The organism is Frankia sp. CcCS3 (assembly GCF_977927575.1).
Genome location: NZ_CDWRCL010000083.1, coordinates 1 through 15,484, shown reverse-complemented (window position 1 = coordinate 15,484; position 15,484 = coordinate 1). Strand labels below are relative to the sequence as shown.

Annotated in this window: 15 protein-coding genes; 6 read left to right on the top strand and 9 right to left on the bottom strand. The window is 70.1% G+C overall.

All coding sequences use genetic code 11. The features are described from left to right. Window positions 1-31: 31 nt before the first annotated feature. Window positions 32-385: a DUF6204 family protein gene (locus AC08OQ_RS09710; RefSeq protein WP_476611998.1), complete on the top strand. Its 354-nt coding sequence runs from the start codon at window positions 32-34 to the stop codon at window positions 383-385. Window positions 386-604: 219 nt separating this feature from the next. Here the strand turns inward: AC08OQ_RS09710 and AC08OQ_RS09705 are convergent, their stop codons facing one another. The 4 genes from AC08OQ_RS09705 to AC08OQ_RS09690 all read right to left on the bottom strand — a co-directional run bounded on the left by AC08OQ_RS09705 (window position 605) and on the right by AC08OQ_RS09690 (window position 5,188). Beyond that, a complete protein-coding gene (locus AC08OQ_RS09705; protein WP_476605057.1) occupies window positions 605-1,705 on the bottom strand; it encodes an arginine deiminase family protein in 1,101 nt (366 codons plus the stop codon). A 421-nt stretch (window positions 1,706-2,126) separates the two neighbouring features. Beyond that, window positions 2,127-2,972, bottom strand: coding sequence for an ATP-grasp domain-containing protein (locus AC08OQ_RS09700; protein ID WP_476601649.1), 846 nt, complete (start codon window positions 2,970-2,972; stop codon window positions 2,127-2,129). A gap of 673 nt (window positions 2,973-3,645) precedes the next feature. Continuing rightward, window positions 3,646-4,095 carry a DUF456 domain-containing protein gene (locus tag AC08OQ_RS09695; protein ID WP_476601653.1) on the bottom strand — a complete coding sequence of 150 codons (450 nt, stop codon included), beginning with the start codon at window positions 4,093-4,095 and terminating at the stop codon, window positions 3,646-3,648. Between the two features lie 49 nt (window positions 4,096-4,144). Continuing rightward, window positions 4,145-5,188 (bottom strand): helix-turn-helix transcriptional regulator, encoded by a 1,044-nt coding sequence (locus AC08OQ_RS09690; protein WP_476601650.1) that lies wholly within the window; start codon window positions 5,186-5,188, stop codon window positions 4,145-4,147. Between the two features lie 64 nt (window positions 5,189-5,252). On the opposite strand from AC08OQ_RS09690, the gene AC08OQ_RS09685 reads away from it, so the two are divergent. The 3 genes from AC08OQ_RS09685 (at window position 5,253) to AC08OQ_RS09675 (ending at window position 6,658) form a co-directional block, all read left to right on the top strand. After that, a complete protein-coding gene (locus AC08OQ_RS09685) occupies window positions 5,253-5,549 on the top strand; it encodes a pyridoxamine 5'-phosphate oxidase family protein (protein ID WP_476611997.1) in 297 nt (98 codons plus the stop codon). Window positions 5,550-5,636: 87 nt separating this feature from the next. Continuing rightward, window positions 5,637-5,777 carry a hypothetical protein gene (locus AC08OQ_RS09680; protein ID WP_476601652.1) on the top strand — a complete coding sequence of 47 codons (141 nt, stop codon included), beginning with the start codon at window positions 5,637-5,639 and terminating at the stop codon, window positions 5,775-5,777. 278 nt (window positions 5,778-6,055) lie between these two features. Continuing rightward, window positions 6,056-6,658, top strand: a complete 603-nt coding sequence (locus tag AC08OQ_RS09675) for a TetR/AcrR family transcriptional regulator (RefSeq protein ID WP_476605055.1) — start codon at window positions 6,056-6,058, stop codon at window positions 6,656-6,658. A gap of 107 nt (window positions 6,659-6,765) precedes the next feature. On the opposite strand, the gene AC08OQ_RS09670 is transcribed toward AC08OQ_RS09675, so the two are convergent. After that, a complete protein-coding gene (locus AC08OQ_RS09670) occupies window positions 6,766-7,335 on the bottom strand; it encodes a hypothetical protein (RefSeq protein WP_462188407.1) in 570 nt (189 codons plus the stop codon). Next, on the bottom strand, window positions 7,328-7,570 hold the full coding sequence (locus AC08OQ_RS09665; RefSeq protein WP_462202988.1) for a type II toxin-antitoxin system HicA family toxin: 243 nt from the start codon (window positions 7,568-7,570) through the stop codon (window positions 7,328-7,330). Before AC08OQ_RS09665 ends, AC08OQ_RS09670 begins: the two co-directional genes overlap by 8 nt. 1,116 nt (window positions 7,571-8,686) lie before the next feature. On the opposite strand from AC08OQ_RS09665, the gene AC08OQ_RS09660 reads away from it, so the two are divergent. After that, a complete protein-coding gene (locus AC08OQ_RS09660) occupies window positions 8,687-9,517 on the top strand; it encodes a bifunctional 5,10-methylenetetrahydrofolate dehydrogenase/5,10-methenyltetrahydrofolate cyclohydrolase (RefSeq protein ID WP_476601693.1) in 831 nt (276 codons plus the stop codon). Between the two features lie 66 nt (window positions 9,518-9,583). On the opposite strand, the gene AC08OQ_RS09655 is transcribed toward AC08OQ_RS09660, so the two are convergent. Both AC08OQ_RS09655 and bioA read right to left on the bottom strand, forming a co-directional pair. Continuing rightward, a complete protein-coding gene (locus AC08OQ_RS09655; protein WP_476605054.1) occupies window positions 9,584-11,047 on the bottom strand; it encodes a sensor domain-containing diguanylate cyclase in 1,464 nt (487 codons plus the stop codon). Window positions 11,048-11,710: 663 nt separating this feature from the next. Beyond that, a complete protein-coding gene (gene bioA / locus AC08OQ_RS09650; RefSeq protein WP_476601694.1) occupies window positions 11,711-12,997 on the bottom strand; it encodes an adenosylmethionine--8-amino-7-oxononanoate transaminase in 1,287 nt (428 codons plus the stop codon). A 431-nt stretch (window positions 12,998-13,428) separates the two neighbouring features. Here bioA and AC08OQ_RS09645 point away from each other — a divergent pair, with 431 nt between their 5' ends. Further along, window positions 13,429-14,295, top strand: a complete 867-nt coding sequence (locus AC08OQ_RS09645) for a rhomboid family intramembrane serine protease (RefSeq protein ID WP_476601691.1) — start codon at window positions 13,429-13,431, stop codon at window positions 14,293-14,295. An 88-nt stretch (window positions 14,296-14,383) separates the two neighbouring features. Here the strand turns inward: AC08OQ_RS09645 and AC08OQ_RS09640 are convergent, their stop codons facing one another. After that, complete coding sequence (locus AC08OQ_RS09640) at window positions 14,384-15,244, bottom strand: hypothetical protein (RefSeq protein ID WP_476601690.1); 861 nt, start codon at window positions 15,242-15,244, stop codon at window positions 14,384-14,386. Window positions 15,245-15,484: the final 240 nt, after the last annotated feature.

Below are 15,484 nucleotides of genomic sequence, written 5' to 3'. Positions count from 1 at the left end.
CCTCAAACCCGCTTAACTTCGAAGAGCCGCCATGAGCACCCGTACCTTCCGCATCACCGTCCGCGGCGCCTTCGACGGGCTGACCGATGACCAGCGCACCGAACTGCTGGCCCACGCGGCGGAACACGACATCCTGCAGGCCGCGTTCACGCCGAAGGGCAGCCTTACCTACGACATCGCCACCAGGCCCTTCTTCACCTTCCGTTTCTTGGATTCCGGCGAGACCGAGGAGGACATGGTGGCCGCGACCGACCGTGCGCGGGCGACCGCCGCAGCCTGGCTGACCGAACGCGGCTACCGCTACAAGAACCTCCGGTCGCAGGCCGAGGATCTTTCCGAGGTCCCGTTGGGTGCCCGTGGACGGCGCGCCGCCCAACAGATCTGACCGGGTCTCTGGGCGCGGACAGCCGCGGTCGTCGCCGAGCCGCGGATCGATGCGGAGATGGTCGATGGTGTCGTAACCGTGGGCGGAGGAGGTGAAGATCGGCCCGAGCGCGAAGCCGGACGCACCGAGCCGGCGCACAGGCTTACTGCGGTCTTCGGGTCTGGGAGGCTCCCTGAGGAGCGTTCACGGCCCGTTCTGGAGGGCACGGACGGTGCGCCATCAGTGCAGCGGGACGGTGTTGAGCGCCCGGTGCAGGCTGCCGAACTGCTTGTGATGTTCATCGAACGGCACCGCGACGGTCTGGATCCCGAACCGGGACAGCACCGGTTCGGTCCAGGGCGCACTCGCCGTGGATACCAGGGCGGCCGGCTCCGGCCGGAGGACCGCTTCTGATTCCGGCCGGAGGACCGATTCCGGCGGCGCGAAGGCCGGCAGGAAGAACACCCCCGCGGCGAAGGCGGCGACCATGTCCGGTGCCAGCGGACAGACGGCGAGATTGATCGTTCGCAGGGCATCGACCAGCGTCGTCTCCCGGCCGGCGACGCCGTCGCGTTCCACCACCGCCGGGGCGTGCAGCCGATCGGCGGCGACGAGGGCGATCCCCGGGCCGAGGCCGAGCCAGGAGTTCAGATGGGGCTGGCCGTCACGCCGCAGCTCGTCGCGGACCCGCACCACGTGACCGAAGCTGGCCAGCAGATGCGGACGCAACAGCCCCCAGACTGCCGGGCTGGTCCGCCAACTGGTGCCGAGGACGGCCACATCGCCGCAGCTCACCAGATCCCCGCCTTCCAGGAACAGCGGCTCCGGGACGCGGACCTCGGCCGATCGGCCCCGCAACCCGCGCAGCACGGCCGCCATGACGACTGTCTCGCGGGCCCGGTCCCGGCGCCGCAACCGGCCGACCGCGACCGCTTCACCGAGATCGACATAATGATCACGGGGAAACATCAACCCGGCCAAGGGACGCAGGGCGTAGCTCTCGTCCGCCTGGTCGGGACCGATCACGCCGCGGGCGGCGCCGGGGTCGAGCAGCAGCCGCGGCTGGCGCAGCACCACCGGCACCAGCGCCGGCGCCGACCAGTCGTGGAGCGCCTCGCGGGCGGCGGCCATTCGCAGGTCGTCCTCGGCGCTGACCGCGCGGACGGCGAGCTCGATCAGGACCTCCCGGGGCAGCGCCGCGAGGATCTCGGACGGGGCACAGGGACGGGCCCCAAGGTCGGCGAGCGCCGCTCGCACCGCGGCGGACTCGGCCGCGGCCCGGACCGGGTCGTAGGACGGACGGGGTGCCAGGAACACCGACGTCTCGGCCGGCTGCACCACCGTCGGATTCTGGATGAGAACCGTCGGCCCGGTCATCCGGTGACCAGGTAGCGACCGCACCGGCCCGGCACCCCCAACACCGACACCCCCAACACCGACACTCCCGCCGCGACGGCAGCACCCGCCACGGCGCACCCTCGGCCCCCATCAGCCAACGAGGAGAAAGGAACGGAAAAGCGGAACACAGCCGCGGGGAGAGCGTGGAAGCAACAGCCGCAGACAGATCGACGGCGATGTCCGTACTCGCCCGCCGGACGCCGACCCATATGCGAAGAATCATCTGTCCGATTTCTCGCTGGCGCGTTCCACCTCGGCATTATGCGACCGGGACGCGGAGCCCGGGATACCGCGGGTACGCGACGTGCCGATCGGGCAGGCGTTTACGTGTTCATAATCAGGGTGAGCGACGGCGGCAACGGAATTAGATCCGCATGACAGCCGCCAGGATGCCGTCCCGGAAGCCGATCGCCGCGATGAGACGCGTCAACGCGCGGCTCAGCACGGCGGTCCTGGCCGCGGGTCCGGGGGCCGGCACGACGTGCCCGGTCTCGACCGGGTGCCGCCCGGGCAGCACCCGCTTCGCCGTCACGTTGACGAAGCTCGGCACGCCGTCGCGAACCAGCGCCTCCACGCTGAACTCCGCGCCGACCATCCGGCTCTCCACCAGGTAGCGCCAGTGCAACGGGCGGTTGGGAAGCGCGCCGTCGTCGAGGGCGGCAACCGTCGCCGACCAGATGGCCGCCAGGTCGAGCGGCCCGTCCTCCACCGCGTCGAGGATCTGCACGCCGAGGCTGCCGTGCCGGTTGGCGGGTTTGAGCACCACCGGGCTCTCCACCCCGAAGGCCGCGAGGTCACCCGGGCCGAAGACCTCCCTCCAGCGCGGGGTCGCGATGCCCGCCGCCGTCGCCGCCCGGCGCAGCTCGATCTTGTCTGACAGGCATCGGGCGGCCCCGACTCCCGCGCCCGGCAGGCCCAGTGCGGCCGCGGCCAAGGCCGCAGCGGGGACGCTGTACTCCAGGGCCGGGACGACGGCGGTAAAGGGTCCCTCGGTGGCCGCCGCGGCGAGCACGACGGGGAGGAAGTCCTCGCTCTGGTGGTAGGCCGCCGGGAGCAGGGCCGCCACGCAGGGCAGCTTCTCGACAGCCGGCCGCACCCGCCGCCGGTCGATCAGATCCGGGTCCTCGACGAGGGTGACACTGCCTGGCGGCAGCGCCGAACCCAGCTGGTTGAGCAACGCCTGCCCGAATCCGATCACCAGGACACGCACGGGACGGTCTCCTCTCTTGGCATCCTCCCCGCCCTCAAGGACGGGGCCTGCGCGCTACGTTTCCCGGTCACGTCGTCAGGCCTCGACCAGACCGCGGCCGCGGAACCCGGCGGCCGGATGCCTCCACACGATCCTTGACGTCGAAGGGAAGGACATCGAGGGGAAGAACGGACGCCGCATCGGCCGGTGACTCCGCGGGCGCGCCCGGTACCACTGCGGGGCCCCGGAAGAATGCGACAGAAAAGGCACCGTGGCTTCGACCACGACCGCTCTGAACAATAGTGGAAAAAATATCGTATGAATTTCTGAGATTTTCGACAGGTTCGCCCGGGATCACTCATCCGGGGTTCGATCCGATAGCCCGGTGAAATTCGGAGTGGAACATTCGCCGTCCACCATTGAGATCCGTCAGGAGACGTTCCATCAGCATCACTCGGACGATGCTAACAGCCGCACACGACGGACGAGGTGGCAACCACGGAGCACCGGAAATGGTTACCCCTACTTAACATAGCGATCATGCAGCGGAGGACGCCGTCGGGAGACCGGCCGACCAGGCTCGGGGCCGGCCGGCTCCCCGGATCAGGACGCGCGGACTCCCGGCCCGCACGGACTCCGGAAGACCGGAACCAGCAGCGCGCCGCCACGCGTCGTCACGCGTCGTCACGCGTCGTCAGGCAACGAACTCGCCGACCAACCAGACGAGCACCATCGCGACGCCGGCGGCGAGCTCCACGACCACACCGACCCCGAAGGCGACAATCGCGGCCCAGGTCGTACGGCCCGCCGCTCGCGCATCCCCCAGCCGCGCCAGCTCGGCCAGGTAGATCCCGACCACTCCACCGATCAGGAGCCCGACGACCGGCACCACAAAGAAGCCGATGATCGCGCACACCGCGCCGATGGCCAGGCTGGGCCACGGCACCCCCCGACCGGCGGTAGCCCGAGCCGGCAGGACGTACTTGGTGAGCACCCCGATCACGAACAGCGCGGTCATGAGCGCCAGCACGATCCAGCGGCCGACTCCCCCACCGTCCGCGATCACCCACCACAGACCCGCGCCCCAGACCAGGACGAGGCCCGGTAGTACCGGGAGGACGACGCCAACCAGGCCGACGGCCATCACCAGAGCGACAACGAGCAGCCCGCCGGTACTTATGGCGCGACCTCCTTCACCGGCATCTCCCGATCTCCCGATCTCCCGCGACGGTAGCGTTGCTTCCCACCGCCGCGGTAGCACTGTTCTCCGCCATATTGTTCTCCGCCATGCGCCGACCCACCCCGGCGAAGGCGGCACGCAGTTCGGCAGGGGCGAGCACCACGACCCCGTCCGCCAAGGCACACAGTTGGCTGAGCGCCACCTGGAGCCCCTCCGTCGCGAACTCCACCTCCCGCCAGCCGTCGGCGTCAGGCGGGCCCGCCGCGGCGACGGCCTCCCGCGCGGCCAACGGATCGACGACCTGCCGCAGGCGGGTCAATGCAACCGGGGATAACCGCAGCCGACAGGTCCAACGCAGCAGGGTCCGGGCGAAGTCCTCGTTCGACGCGGCCCACCAGCGGGCGAGGTCGAAGCCGGCGGGCCGCTCGAAGGGCTCTGGCCGGACCATCGCGTGCCTCAGCCGCGCGACGCGATAGCTGCGCACGTCGGCCCGATGACGGGCGACAAAGTACCATACCCCCGCCTTACACACGAGCCCGAGCGGGTCGAGCCGGCGGGCGACCTCGCGGTCCCGCCGGGCGTAGCGGACGTCGACCCGATGCCCGGACCAGACCGCCCCGGCGACGGTGGCCAGGTGCGGGACGGCCTCGTCGCGATGGAACCAGCCAGGCGCGTCGAGGTGGAATCGCTCCCGTACCCGCGCGGCGCGCTCGCGGGGGTACGGCGGGAGCGTGGCGAGGAGCTTGGTCCGGGCGGCCGCGGCGGACGCCGCCATCCCGAGTCCGCCCAGCACCTCTCCCCCCGCCCCGGCGAGGACCAGGGCGGCCGCCTCGTCGCCGGTCAGGCCGTCCAGCCGGGTGCGCCACCCGTCCAGCAGCCACACCCCACCGGCCCGCCCGGTCTGCGTCCACAGCGGCACGCCGGCCGCCTGCAGGGCGGCGATGTCACGGTGCACGGTGCGCACGGACACCTCGAGCTCGGCGGCCAGTTCGGCGGCCGTCGCCCGCCGCACGGCCTGCAGATGCAGGAGCAACGCGGTAAGCCGACTCGATCGCACGTCTGGGAAGCCTAGCCGTGAACCAGGACAGCAGATGGCAGAGTTTCCGGGTCACGATGGCGCGGTGACGACATCCTGGCGCGACTTTGAGACCGCGCAACCCGCCCTCGCCGAGACCGCACGCACCCGGTTCGCGGCATTCCGCCATCACATCCTGGCCACCGTGCGTGCCGACGGCTCCCCGCGCACGAGCGGAATCGAGACGAACTTCCGGTTCGGGGAACTGTGGCTCGGGAGCATGCCGGATGCGCGCAAGTCCCGGGACCTGCGTCGCGACCCCCGGTTCGCCCTGGCCGCCAATCCCGGGCCGGGCCAGGACCTGGCCGGCGGCGACATCCGCGTCTCCGGGCGGGCCCGGTGAATCGACGATGAGGAGGTCCTGGCCTCCTTCGCCACCGAGATCGGCCCGCCGACGCCGTTCGACCTCTTCCGCGTCGAGCTCACCGAGGTGGTCCGCACGAGCGTCGACGAGCCGGCCGGGGAGATCGTGCTGGAAAGCTGGCGACCGGGCTATCAGGGGGTGCGGGTGCAGCGCCGTGGCAACGGGCCGGTGCACGAAGACTGGGCCGAAGACGGGGCCAAAGAGTAGACCATTGCAAGCCGCGGGACGGCGTCAACATCGTTGACTATCATGATGCCATCAACGACGAGACCAGCGATCCCACGGCGCCCCGGTCCGACGACGAGAGCCCAGGCTCCGAGGACACCCGGGAGGGTGACGCCGGCACGGACGATCCCGGCGCTGACGAGCCCGGCACGGATGACGACGAGCCGGGGGGCATTGGGACCGCCGGCGCGGAGACCGGTAGGCGGCGAGGTCGGCGGGTCGGTTCCCGGCGGACCCCGCGGGGCACGCTGTCCCGGGAGGTGCTGCTGGCGGCGGCGATGGAGGTCGTGGACACGCACGGCGCGGGCGCGTTCAGCATGCGGGCCCTCGGCGCGTTCCTCGACGTGGATCCCACGGCGATGTACCGACACTTCACGACGAAGAACGCGCTGCTCGACGCGCTGACGGACACGGTGATCCGCGGGGTGGAGGAGCTGCCGGAGACCGACGACCCCCGCCGGGACATCCGGGAGAACTTCCGTCAGCTCCGGCGCTCCCTGCTGGCGCACCCGACCCTGGCGCCGCTGGTGCTGCGCCGCCCGCCCGGGGTGGGCGCCTACTGGGAGCGGGCTGATCACGCGGTCGCCCAGCTTCACCGCGCGGGCATGGATCCGGCCGACGCCGCCAACGTCTACCAGACGCTGCTCTTCTACACCCTCGGCCACACCCTCAGCGAGGCCCGCCAGCTCGCCCGGGCCGTGGAACGGGAGGGGGCCGGCGCCCGCGGCGGCCCGGTCGCGGCGGTACGCCCGCCGGCCGAACACCATCCGGACCTCTCCGAGGCGGCACCCCATCTACGGGAGGAGAACGAGGCCCAGTTCCTCGCGGGCCTCGACCTCATCCTGCGCGATCTCCCCCGGTAGCCGCGCCCACCCACGATGCCGGTTCCCGCCGTCACGCGGACACTCACCGGCGGGCGCTGACCGATGAGGGCTCACCGATGGGGGCTGACCGGCGCGGGGCCCGGCTGTCATGCGCTGAGCTGGAGGCGTGGCCCGGCGAACGTCGCCATGATCTCATCAAAGGTTACCTCCGGCCGGTAGCCGGCACCCGGCGCTTTTTCACCTCGCCACCGGAGCGCGTCGAACTGCAAGGTCCACAGTTCGCTCTCCGTCGCCGGAAGCGCGACGACAACCGCATCGTCCTCGTCGTCCATCTGCCCGGTCAGCCAGGAGACCTGGTCCGACGGCAGCGCACAGACATACACCACCTCGCCCGCGGCGTTCGCCCGCACGGCGCGCAGTTGTTCCGCCTGGCTGTCCACGCCCAAGGCCGCGCCCAGACGCTCGGCGACCAGCTGCCGTTCCCAGGCGTCGGCATCCTGCGCGATCCGGACGATGACACCGCGCACCTCCAGCTCAAGGTGGATCCGCAGGTTGACGTCGGTGTCTCCGTCGAAGTACCAGGCGATCAGATCCGGCAACGCGGCACGAATCTCCTCGGCGGTCGTCTCGGCTGCCACCAGACCAGGACACTGCGGCGACCAGGCCGACCAGCAGGGGCCGTCCCGGCGAACCAGCACCGATACCGCCCTAGACACTATCGATCACCTCCAACGCCTCCTCGACCGTCAGCCCCACCTGCTTGACCAGTATCTGCCGGACGACCCCCGGCCCGACGGTGATCCGGTCATGAAAAGCGAGACGAAGTCGTGGACGTCCGTCCGCCTCCAGCCACCGGTGAGCTGAACCGTCCTGTTTTGTCACGCGATATCCCAATCGTCCAAGCACTCGCAGAAGCTGACGCGCCTTCAACGAGGGAAACTCCCCGGTCACGGAGAGCCGGCGGCCAGGAATGAAACCAGAAGAATCGCACGGATGGTCGTGCGGGCGAATGACTTCATCTCGATACTCCACGTCGTGGTCAAGGACGGGACGTCTCCATGGTAGCCGAGAAGAGAAGCAGGACAATAGGAGTCGAAATGAAATAACTTGCGCGTTTCGAACCCTCCACAGGCCTGTGACCTGCGATGATGCTCTCGATCACGTATTTGTTACTTCATTACGTCCCCATAGACTCGGGAAAATGGCGAAGGATCTACCCTACCCTACCCTACCCTACCCTACCCTACCCTACCCTACCCTACCCTACCCTACCCTACCTGACATCAAGTTCCGTGGACTCATCGCAGTAGGGGGACGTAATGAAGTAACAAATACGTGATCGAGAGCATCATCGCAGGTCACAGGCCTGTGGAGGGTTCGAAACGCGCAAGTTATTTCATTTCGACTCCTAGGACGAATGTCGCATTCATATCGCTACATCCGGCAAGCCGACCGGGTTCCTGAGTACAGCCGGCGCGGCGGGTGGCTCGGGATGCGGCGTAGCGGGCACCGGGCGCTTCTGGCCAGGTGCGTCGTTTCAGGTACATCGTTCCGGCGGTCCGTAGCCGCCATCACCCCGAACCGGGAAGATCATATAGAGTAATACTCGGATTTCCGCTCGGAATCGCCCACCTCGACTACACCACCGCACAGGGGCGGGCCTCTTCCGGAAGGCTTTCCCGGGGAGGATCCGTTATTCCGAAAATCCGAGGCACGAGAACCGGGCTGCCTAGAACCGAGCGTTCTGGAACCGGGCGTTCTGGAACCGAGTGCACCGAGCGGCCCTGGCGTGCTCCCCCGCCCAGGTTACCTGCCCACGTCGCCTTGCTACGGTACAACCGTGCCCGCCGCCGCCCCGCTCGCCGTGCCGGCGCATCCCGGGCCTTCCCCAGGTTTCGCGTGGTGGGCCAGGACGGCATAACCCGCGCGAGTGCGGGAAAGGCCTGCGGACAGCGGTGACTTATCCGTGCGGAACGGCCCAGACGTGCGGAACGGCCCAGACGGGCCATCAGGACCGCAAGGGCCACGAGAGCCAGACCACGAGAACGACGAGGATCGGAACGGCGCATGAGGATGCTCGACGGGCGGTCGATGGCCGCCGAGATCGGCAGGTACGTGGTCGACGAGGCCGAGAGGCTGGCTGCGGCGGGAGTCACGCCGACCCTGGCGGTGGTCCTGCCGACCGCGGATCCGGCCGCGTATTCCTATGCCGAGATCGTCGAACGGACCGCGGGCAAGGTCGGCGTGCGCTGCGTGCTGCATGAGCCGAAGGGCGAGCCGGCGGCGATCCTCGACACGATCGACACCGTCGCCGCCGATCCGACCGTGCACGGGATCATCGTCCAGACGCCGCTGCCAGGCGGGCTGACCTCCCGCGAGGTCGGCGAGCACATTCCGACGGCCAAGGACGTCGACGGGATGAACCCGAGCAGTCTCGGCCGGCTCGCGCTGGGTCTGCCGAGCTTCGCGCCGGCCACCGCCGCCGCGGTGGTGGAGATCCTCACCCGGGCCCGCATCCCGATGTCCGGCGCCCGGGTATGCGTGATCGGCCGCGGCCCGGTGGTCGGCAAGCCGGTCTCGCTGCTGTTGCTCGCCGAGGACGCGACCGTGACGATCTGCCACTCCCGCACCAAGGGACTGGTGAGCATCGCCCACGAGGCCGACATCATCGTGTCCGCCACCGGCCATCCCCGCCTCGTCGGCGCCGGCTTCGTCCGCCCGGGTGCGACCGTCATCGACGTCGGCACCGTCGTGACCGAGACCGGGCAGGTCGGTGACGTGGACGCCGCGGCCGTCTCGTCCGTGGCGGGCGCCCTCACCCCGGTGCCGGGCGGTGTGGGACCGGTCACCACGATGCTCCTGCTGCGCAACACGATCCGGGCGGCGCGCGCCGCCTGATCGGCGCGCACCCGCCACCTGGCCTCGGCGGGGCCCGCGGTGGCCTCAGGCGGGGCCGCGGTGGCCTCAGACGGAGCTGTAGACCGACCCGGCGAGCCGTACCCGGTTACGACCATCGGCCTTGGCCCGGTAGAGCGCGGAGTCCGCCCGAGCGATGAGACCGGCGAGGTCACCGCGGGGGCCGTGATGTGTCGCGACTCCCACGGACACGGTCACCGACAGGGGAGGCCGGCCCTCCAGCCAGCAGTGGGTTCCGGCGACCTGGCGGCGGATCCGTTCCGCGACATCGGCCGCGTTCTCCAGCTCGACCTCGGTGAGCAGCACCACGAACTCCTCGCCCCCGAACCGTCCGACGAGGTCCCGGGGGCGGGTCGCCGCCCGCAGCGCGTCCGCCACCGCGATCAGGATGACGTCCCCGATGAGATGACCGAACCTGTCATTGACCCGCTTGAAGTGGTCGATGTCGACCAGGAGCACCGACAGCGGACGCCCCACCCGGCAGGCCCGGTTGATCTCGCGTTCCGCGACCTGGCGCCAGTACGCCGGGTTGGCCAGCCGGGTCTTCGCGTCGGACCGCGCGGCATGCAGGAGCTCGGCGTGCAACAGGCTGCGTTGCAGCAGCAGGACGGGGGGTGTGATCGCCAGCATGAGCAACGGGTTCGCCGCCCACAGCACCGCGACCACGATCGACGAGCAGATCTCGGCGGCCTGCGCGGGCACGAGGTCGCGGCACGCATGCCGGAGCGGGATCCGGGCCGGGATGACAGATGACGGGACGACTCCGGTCCGGCCCGGCCAGCCCGGCCGGGTCGGGCCGGCCGCCGCGCCGGACCACGAACCGAGGCTCTCCCGACCGCCGGGCGTCGCCATCCCCATCACGGTCAGCCTCATCCCCATCACGGTCAGCCTCGCCACGACCGGGTAGACCGCGACCGCAGTGAGGAAGGCCAGCACCGCGACGCCGGACCCGACGAGGTTGTCGACGGTGAACGGCCCTCGATCGGGGCTGAGCAGCAGATGGACACTGGAGGCACAGAAGCCCGCGATGCCCAACGCCGCGGCGTGGAACACGCGCAGGTGCGGCGGCTGTACTGGATCACGACGGCCGGCGAGCCAGCACAGCGGCAGGCTGATAACCGTCGGGTAGAACGGCGGCAGCAGGACCGCCGCCGCCACCGTCCAGGTGGACAGCAGGTCATGGCGTCGGGCCCTGGGAACGGTCAGATCCTCACCCAGCCGTCCGGACGCCACCACGGCCAGCGCCCCGAGAACAACGAAGGTGGCGAAGGCCGCGAGGTCGGCCCATCGCGGACGCAGACCCGCCGCCGCGAATCCGGCCACACTCAGCCAGCAGAAGACTACGATCAACCCCCGTCGCATCAACCCCCCGGGCACGCGCCACAGCATCCAGCCGTGGCCGAGCAGGCGCAGCACGGCCAGGCGAGGTTCCGTGACGTGGGCGCCGGCCAGATGAAAGCCGGCCAGGCGTGGGCCGGCCAGATGAGGGCCCAATGGCGGAGGACCGATCATCCGGGGAGCGACGGGCTCGGCGCTCGCGGGTGGGGCGGACGCTTCGCCTCGTGCCGCCCCGCGACCGGTCCGGGCAGTCGCGCCCGCTCCCTGCGTGGTCACCCCGCGGGCTCGCCGCCAGCCACGCCGAAGGGTGCCCACCAGAACGGAACCCGCACCTCGCGCCAGTCGTATGCGTAACGGCATTGGTGGATGGCCTTCCTCGTTCTTGTCCACGGCCCTACCCGGCCGGAACCGCCCGGTGAATCCAACCTGGTCGCTGCTACTCACGGTAAATCATCGAGAACGAAGAGTACGAAGGCACTTCGCCAATTCGCAACCGTCCGAATGCCGGTTCTTAGCCGTTCCCGGCGTCGCCGAGCCGTGTTTTCTCCCCGGCACGCGCGCGATAGTTGCCCAGGAAATGGCACCTGACCTGCGACGACGAATGCCGGGCCGAAGGAGGCGTCGCGACGGGCCGCCCAGCCGCGCCGGCTGCGGGACACCCTCGAGAGACCACATCCGACACGCCCGGGAAACGGCACGTCCGCCGCCCAGAGACCAGTGACGGCCGGAGAAGAGACCGCCGAGGGACCAGCTCGATGCCCGCCGTCCGCGCCTGACCCCTGGCGGCGACGGAGGGCACGACGCGCCGGTGACACGGACGAACCGGTGACGCGGCGATCAGGTGGTGCGGGCGACCGCCTCGACCATCGCGGCGGTCAGGGTGGCCACGTCGGCGGGGGAGATGATGAACGGCGGCATCGTATAGACCAACCGTCCGAACGGGCGGACCCAGACCCCGAGATCCACCAACAGCGGCTGGATCACGGCCAGGTCGACGGGCTCCCGCGTCTCGATCACCCCGATGGCGCCGAGTACCCGCACGTCGGCGACCCCGGGCAGGTCGGCGGCCGGGGCGAGCCCGGCGGCGAGCCCGGCGGAGATCTCGCACACCCGAGCCTGCCAGGGCGAGGAGAGGAGCAGATCGATGCTGGCGTTCGCGACCGTGCTCGCCAGTGGGTTGCCCATGAACGTGGGGCCGTGCATGAACGCGCCGGCCGGCGAGTCGCAGACGCCCGCCGCGACCTCGTCGGTGCACAGCGTCGCGGCCATGGACAGGTAGCCACCGGTCATCGCCTTGCCCACGCACATGATGTCGGGGCTGATGCCGGCATGGTCGCAGCCGAACAGCTCGCCCGAGCGGCCGAACCCGACCGCGATCTCGTCGGCGATCAGCAGCACCCCGTAGTGGTCGCACAGCTCGCGCAGCCGCGCCAGCCAGCCCGGCGCGTACCACCGCATGGCTCCGGTGCCCTGCACGACCGGCTCGCAGATGACCGCCGCGATCTCGCCGGCGTGCCCGGCCAGCAGCCCCTCGATCTCGGCGACGTGAGCGTCCTCACACGGCTCGTCGAAGGCGCAGGCCGGGGCGGAGGCGAACAGATGGCGGGGCAGCAGATGGCTGAACAGGTGATGCATGCCCGCGTCCGGATCACAGACCGCCATCGCGCCCGAGGTGTCGCCGTGATAGCCGCGCCGGATGGTGAGCAGGCGCGTCCGGCCCGGCCGGCCCCGCCCGGTCCAGTACTGCAGCGCCATCTTGATCGCGACCTCGACGGCGACGGAACCCGAATCGCACAGAAAGACCCGCCGCAACGGATCCGGCGTGATCGCCACGAGGGTCTCGGCGAGGGCCACCGCCGGCTCATGGGTCAGACCGCCGAACATCACATGGGACATCGTCTCGAGCTGCCCGCGCACCGCCTCGTCGAGCACGGGATGCCGGTAGCCGTGGATCGCCGCCCACCACGACGACATCCCGTCGATCAGTTCCCGGCCGTCGGTCAACGTCAGCCGGGTCCCCGCGGCGGATGCGACCGGGAAGAGCGGCGTGGAGCCGGACACCGAAGCATACGGATGCCAGACCACCCGCCGATCGCGGGCGACGAGGTCGCCCACGTCCGCCACCGGGGCCTGGTGCCGGGGGGTGAGCGCGGGCGGCGGGACGGCGGTCGTCGAACGAGGGGTCACCTTCCCACTCTCGCCCACCCCGGTCGACGGCGGTGGCCTGGGTGACGCTGGCCTGGGCCGATCGTCGTGCGTCTCACACCACTGCGTCTCACCCCACGGCGTCACCCGCCCGAGCTCGTCACCCGCCCGTCCTGCCCTCGAACCCCAACCCGACAGGAGTCCAACTCGTGGCTACCCCCACTAAGTCCGCGGCGTCGAGGACGGCGAGCGCGTCGACGAGGACGAGGAAGTCACGTCGAAGGCGCCCTTTCGCGTTATGCCTGACCGATGTCTGGCGGCCCGGCGTCTCTCGCGCGGGTACGGCTGGGTGCCAAGGTAGGAGTGCCAGGTAGGAGCAGCTACCCAGGCTCATCGGGCAGGATGTCAGTGTGGTCATCCCGATTCACGACATCAATCCCCTGCGCCGCCGCCCGGTCATGACCTGGCTGCTCATCGCGGCGAACGTGGTGATCTTCGTTTTCTTCGAACCGGTGGTCAGCTCGGTCGCCGGCATGGAGACGTCGGCGGCACAGAACATCTGCGAGCAGCAACGGTTCTTCCAGAAGTGGGGCGCGATCCCGTGGGAGCTGGTGCACAATGCGCAGCTCACCGCCGCGGACTCCGGCCGGATCGGGGTGGACGCGGCCGGCAACCCGGGATGCATCGTGGAATCACCGCTCAGCTTCGACAAGATTCCGGTGCTGTCAGTGCTGACCTCGATGTTCCTGCATGGAAGCTGGCTTCATCTGATCGGCAACATGCTGTTCCTCGGGGTCTTCGGCAACAACATTGAAGATCGCATGGGCAGGCTGCTCTACCCGCTGTTCTACCTGGTCTGCGGATACGCCGCCGGGTACGGCTTCGCCCTGTTGGAGGGTGGGTCGACGAACACCCTGATCGGCGCCTCCGGCGCGGTCGCCGGCGTGTTGGGCGCCTATCTGGTGCTCTTTCCACGGGCTCGCGTCATCGGCCTGGTCTCCGTCCTGTTCTTTCTGCCGTTCTGGCTGCCGGCCTGGATCGTCCTCGGTTTCTGGTTCGCGTTGCAGTACATCTACTTCACCGGATTCGGCGTCGTCGACAGCGGTACCGTGGCGTACGGAGCACATGTAGTCGGCTTCGCGGCCGGCGCGTTGCTCGTCATACCGTTCATCAGCCGGCTGCGAGCCGCCGGCCCCGGGACGCCGCTCCGGGTACCCCAGCACGGCTGGATTCGCGGCACGGGGAACTCGTCGGCCCGCCACCGCCGCCCCTACTGAGCGATCCCGGTCTTCCGCGGCCTGACCGTCGAGCAGTCCCGAAGCCGCGAAGGTCCGCCCGGCGGTCAGGCAGTCCAGCGGTCCGGCGTCAGGCCGCCGGCGACCCGCCGGCGATGGAGTCGGGGGTGGTGGAGTCGGCAGCCTGGTCCGCCGCGTCGTCGTCGGAGCCGCCCGTGTCGGCCGCGGATGCCACGGCCGCGGCTTTCCCGGCGGGAACACGACGTCGCAACAGACCGCGCCGGGCTCGCGGACGGCCCGCGTCGGCCGACCTCCGGCCGGGCCGCTTCCGGCCACCCGTCACGACCGGCGCGTCCTCGGCCTCCGCCGCCACTGCGGGCCCGACAGGCTGTTCCCCGGTTGTCGAGGCGACCTCCGCGGGCTGCGAGTCCACGGCCGGCTGCGAGTCCACGGCGGTCGAGAAGGGGACCTCGTCCGAGATCGGACCAGTGGCCAACTCGAGCGGCGCCGACGCCTCGCCGCCGACCCTTCCGGTCTCGACAGCCTCGGCGGTCTCGACAGCCTCACCGGCCTCGGCGGTCGCCTCGGGCAGGTCGGCCGGAGCGGTCTCCTCCGCGACCCGCACGTCGAGAGCGACCGTCCGCCAGCCCTCGAAGACCTCCTGAACGGCGAAGTCCGCGGCGAGCAGAGCGTCACGGTAGCGAACGAGCTGCTCGTACGACAGGGTCGGATCCGGCTGCGGTCCCGTCACCACGGGGACCTCGGAGGCCGTCGCAGCGGCGCCCGCGGCGGCGCCCGCGACAACGGCCGTGGTCACCCGACAGGTAACGCACCCGGCGGAGTCGGTCGTCTCCGTCAGCGTCCAGGAACGGCTGGCCGCCGCGGCGAGCCGCGGATCCGTGAGCGCCGCGCCGCCGGCCTGCTCCGTCAGAAGCGTCGCGATCCTCGCCGCGACCGTGGTGGTCGCCACGTCGCCCCTACCCCATCGCACGACCGCACGTCCTTTCCCTCGATCTCTGTCTGCCGCTATGCCGAAGACGCCCATGATCGGCCGACCCCGGAAAATGACGCCGGTGCCTGAGGGCGAGAACTGCATCTTGACGGACGGATCGGAGGCGCTACGCAGCGGGGTGCTTTTTGCCACATGGCGGACATACGATACAAACACCGGACGGCCTCGATCGAGGGTAAACATTCACCTGCTTTAGCGATCTTGCTGTGGGTGACGGTT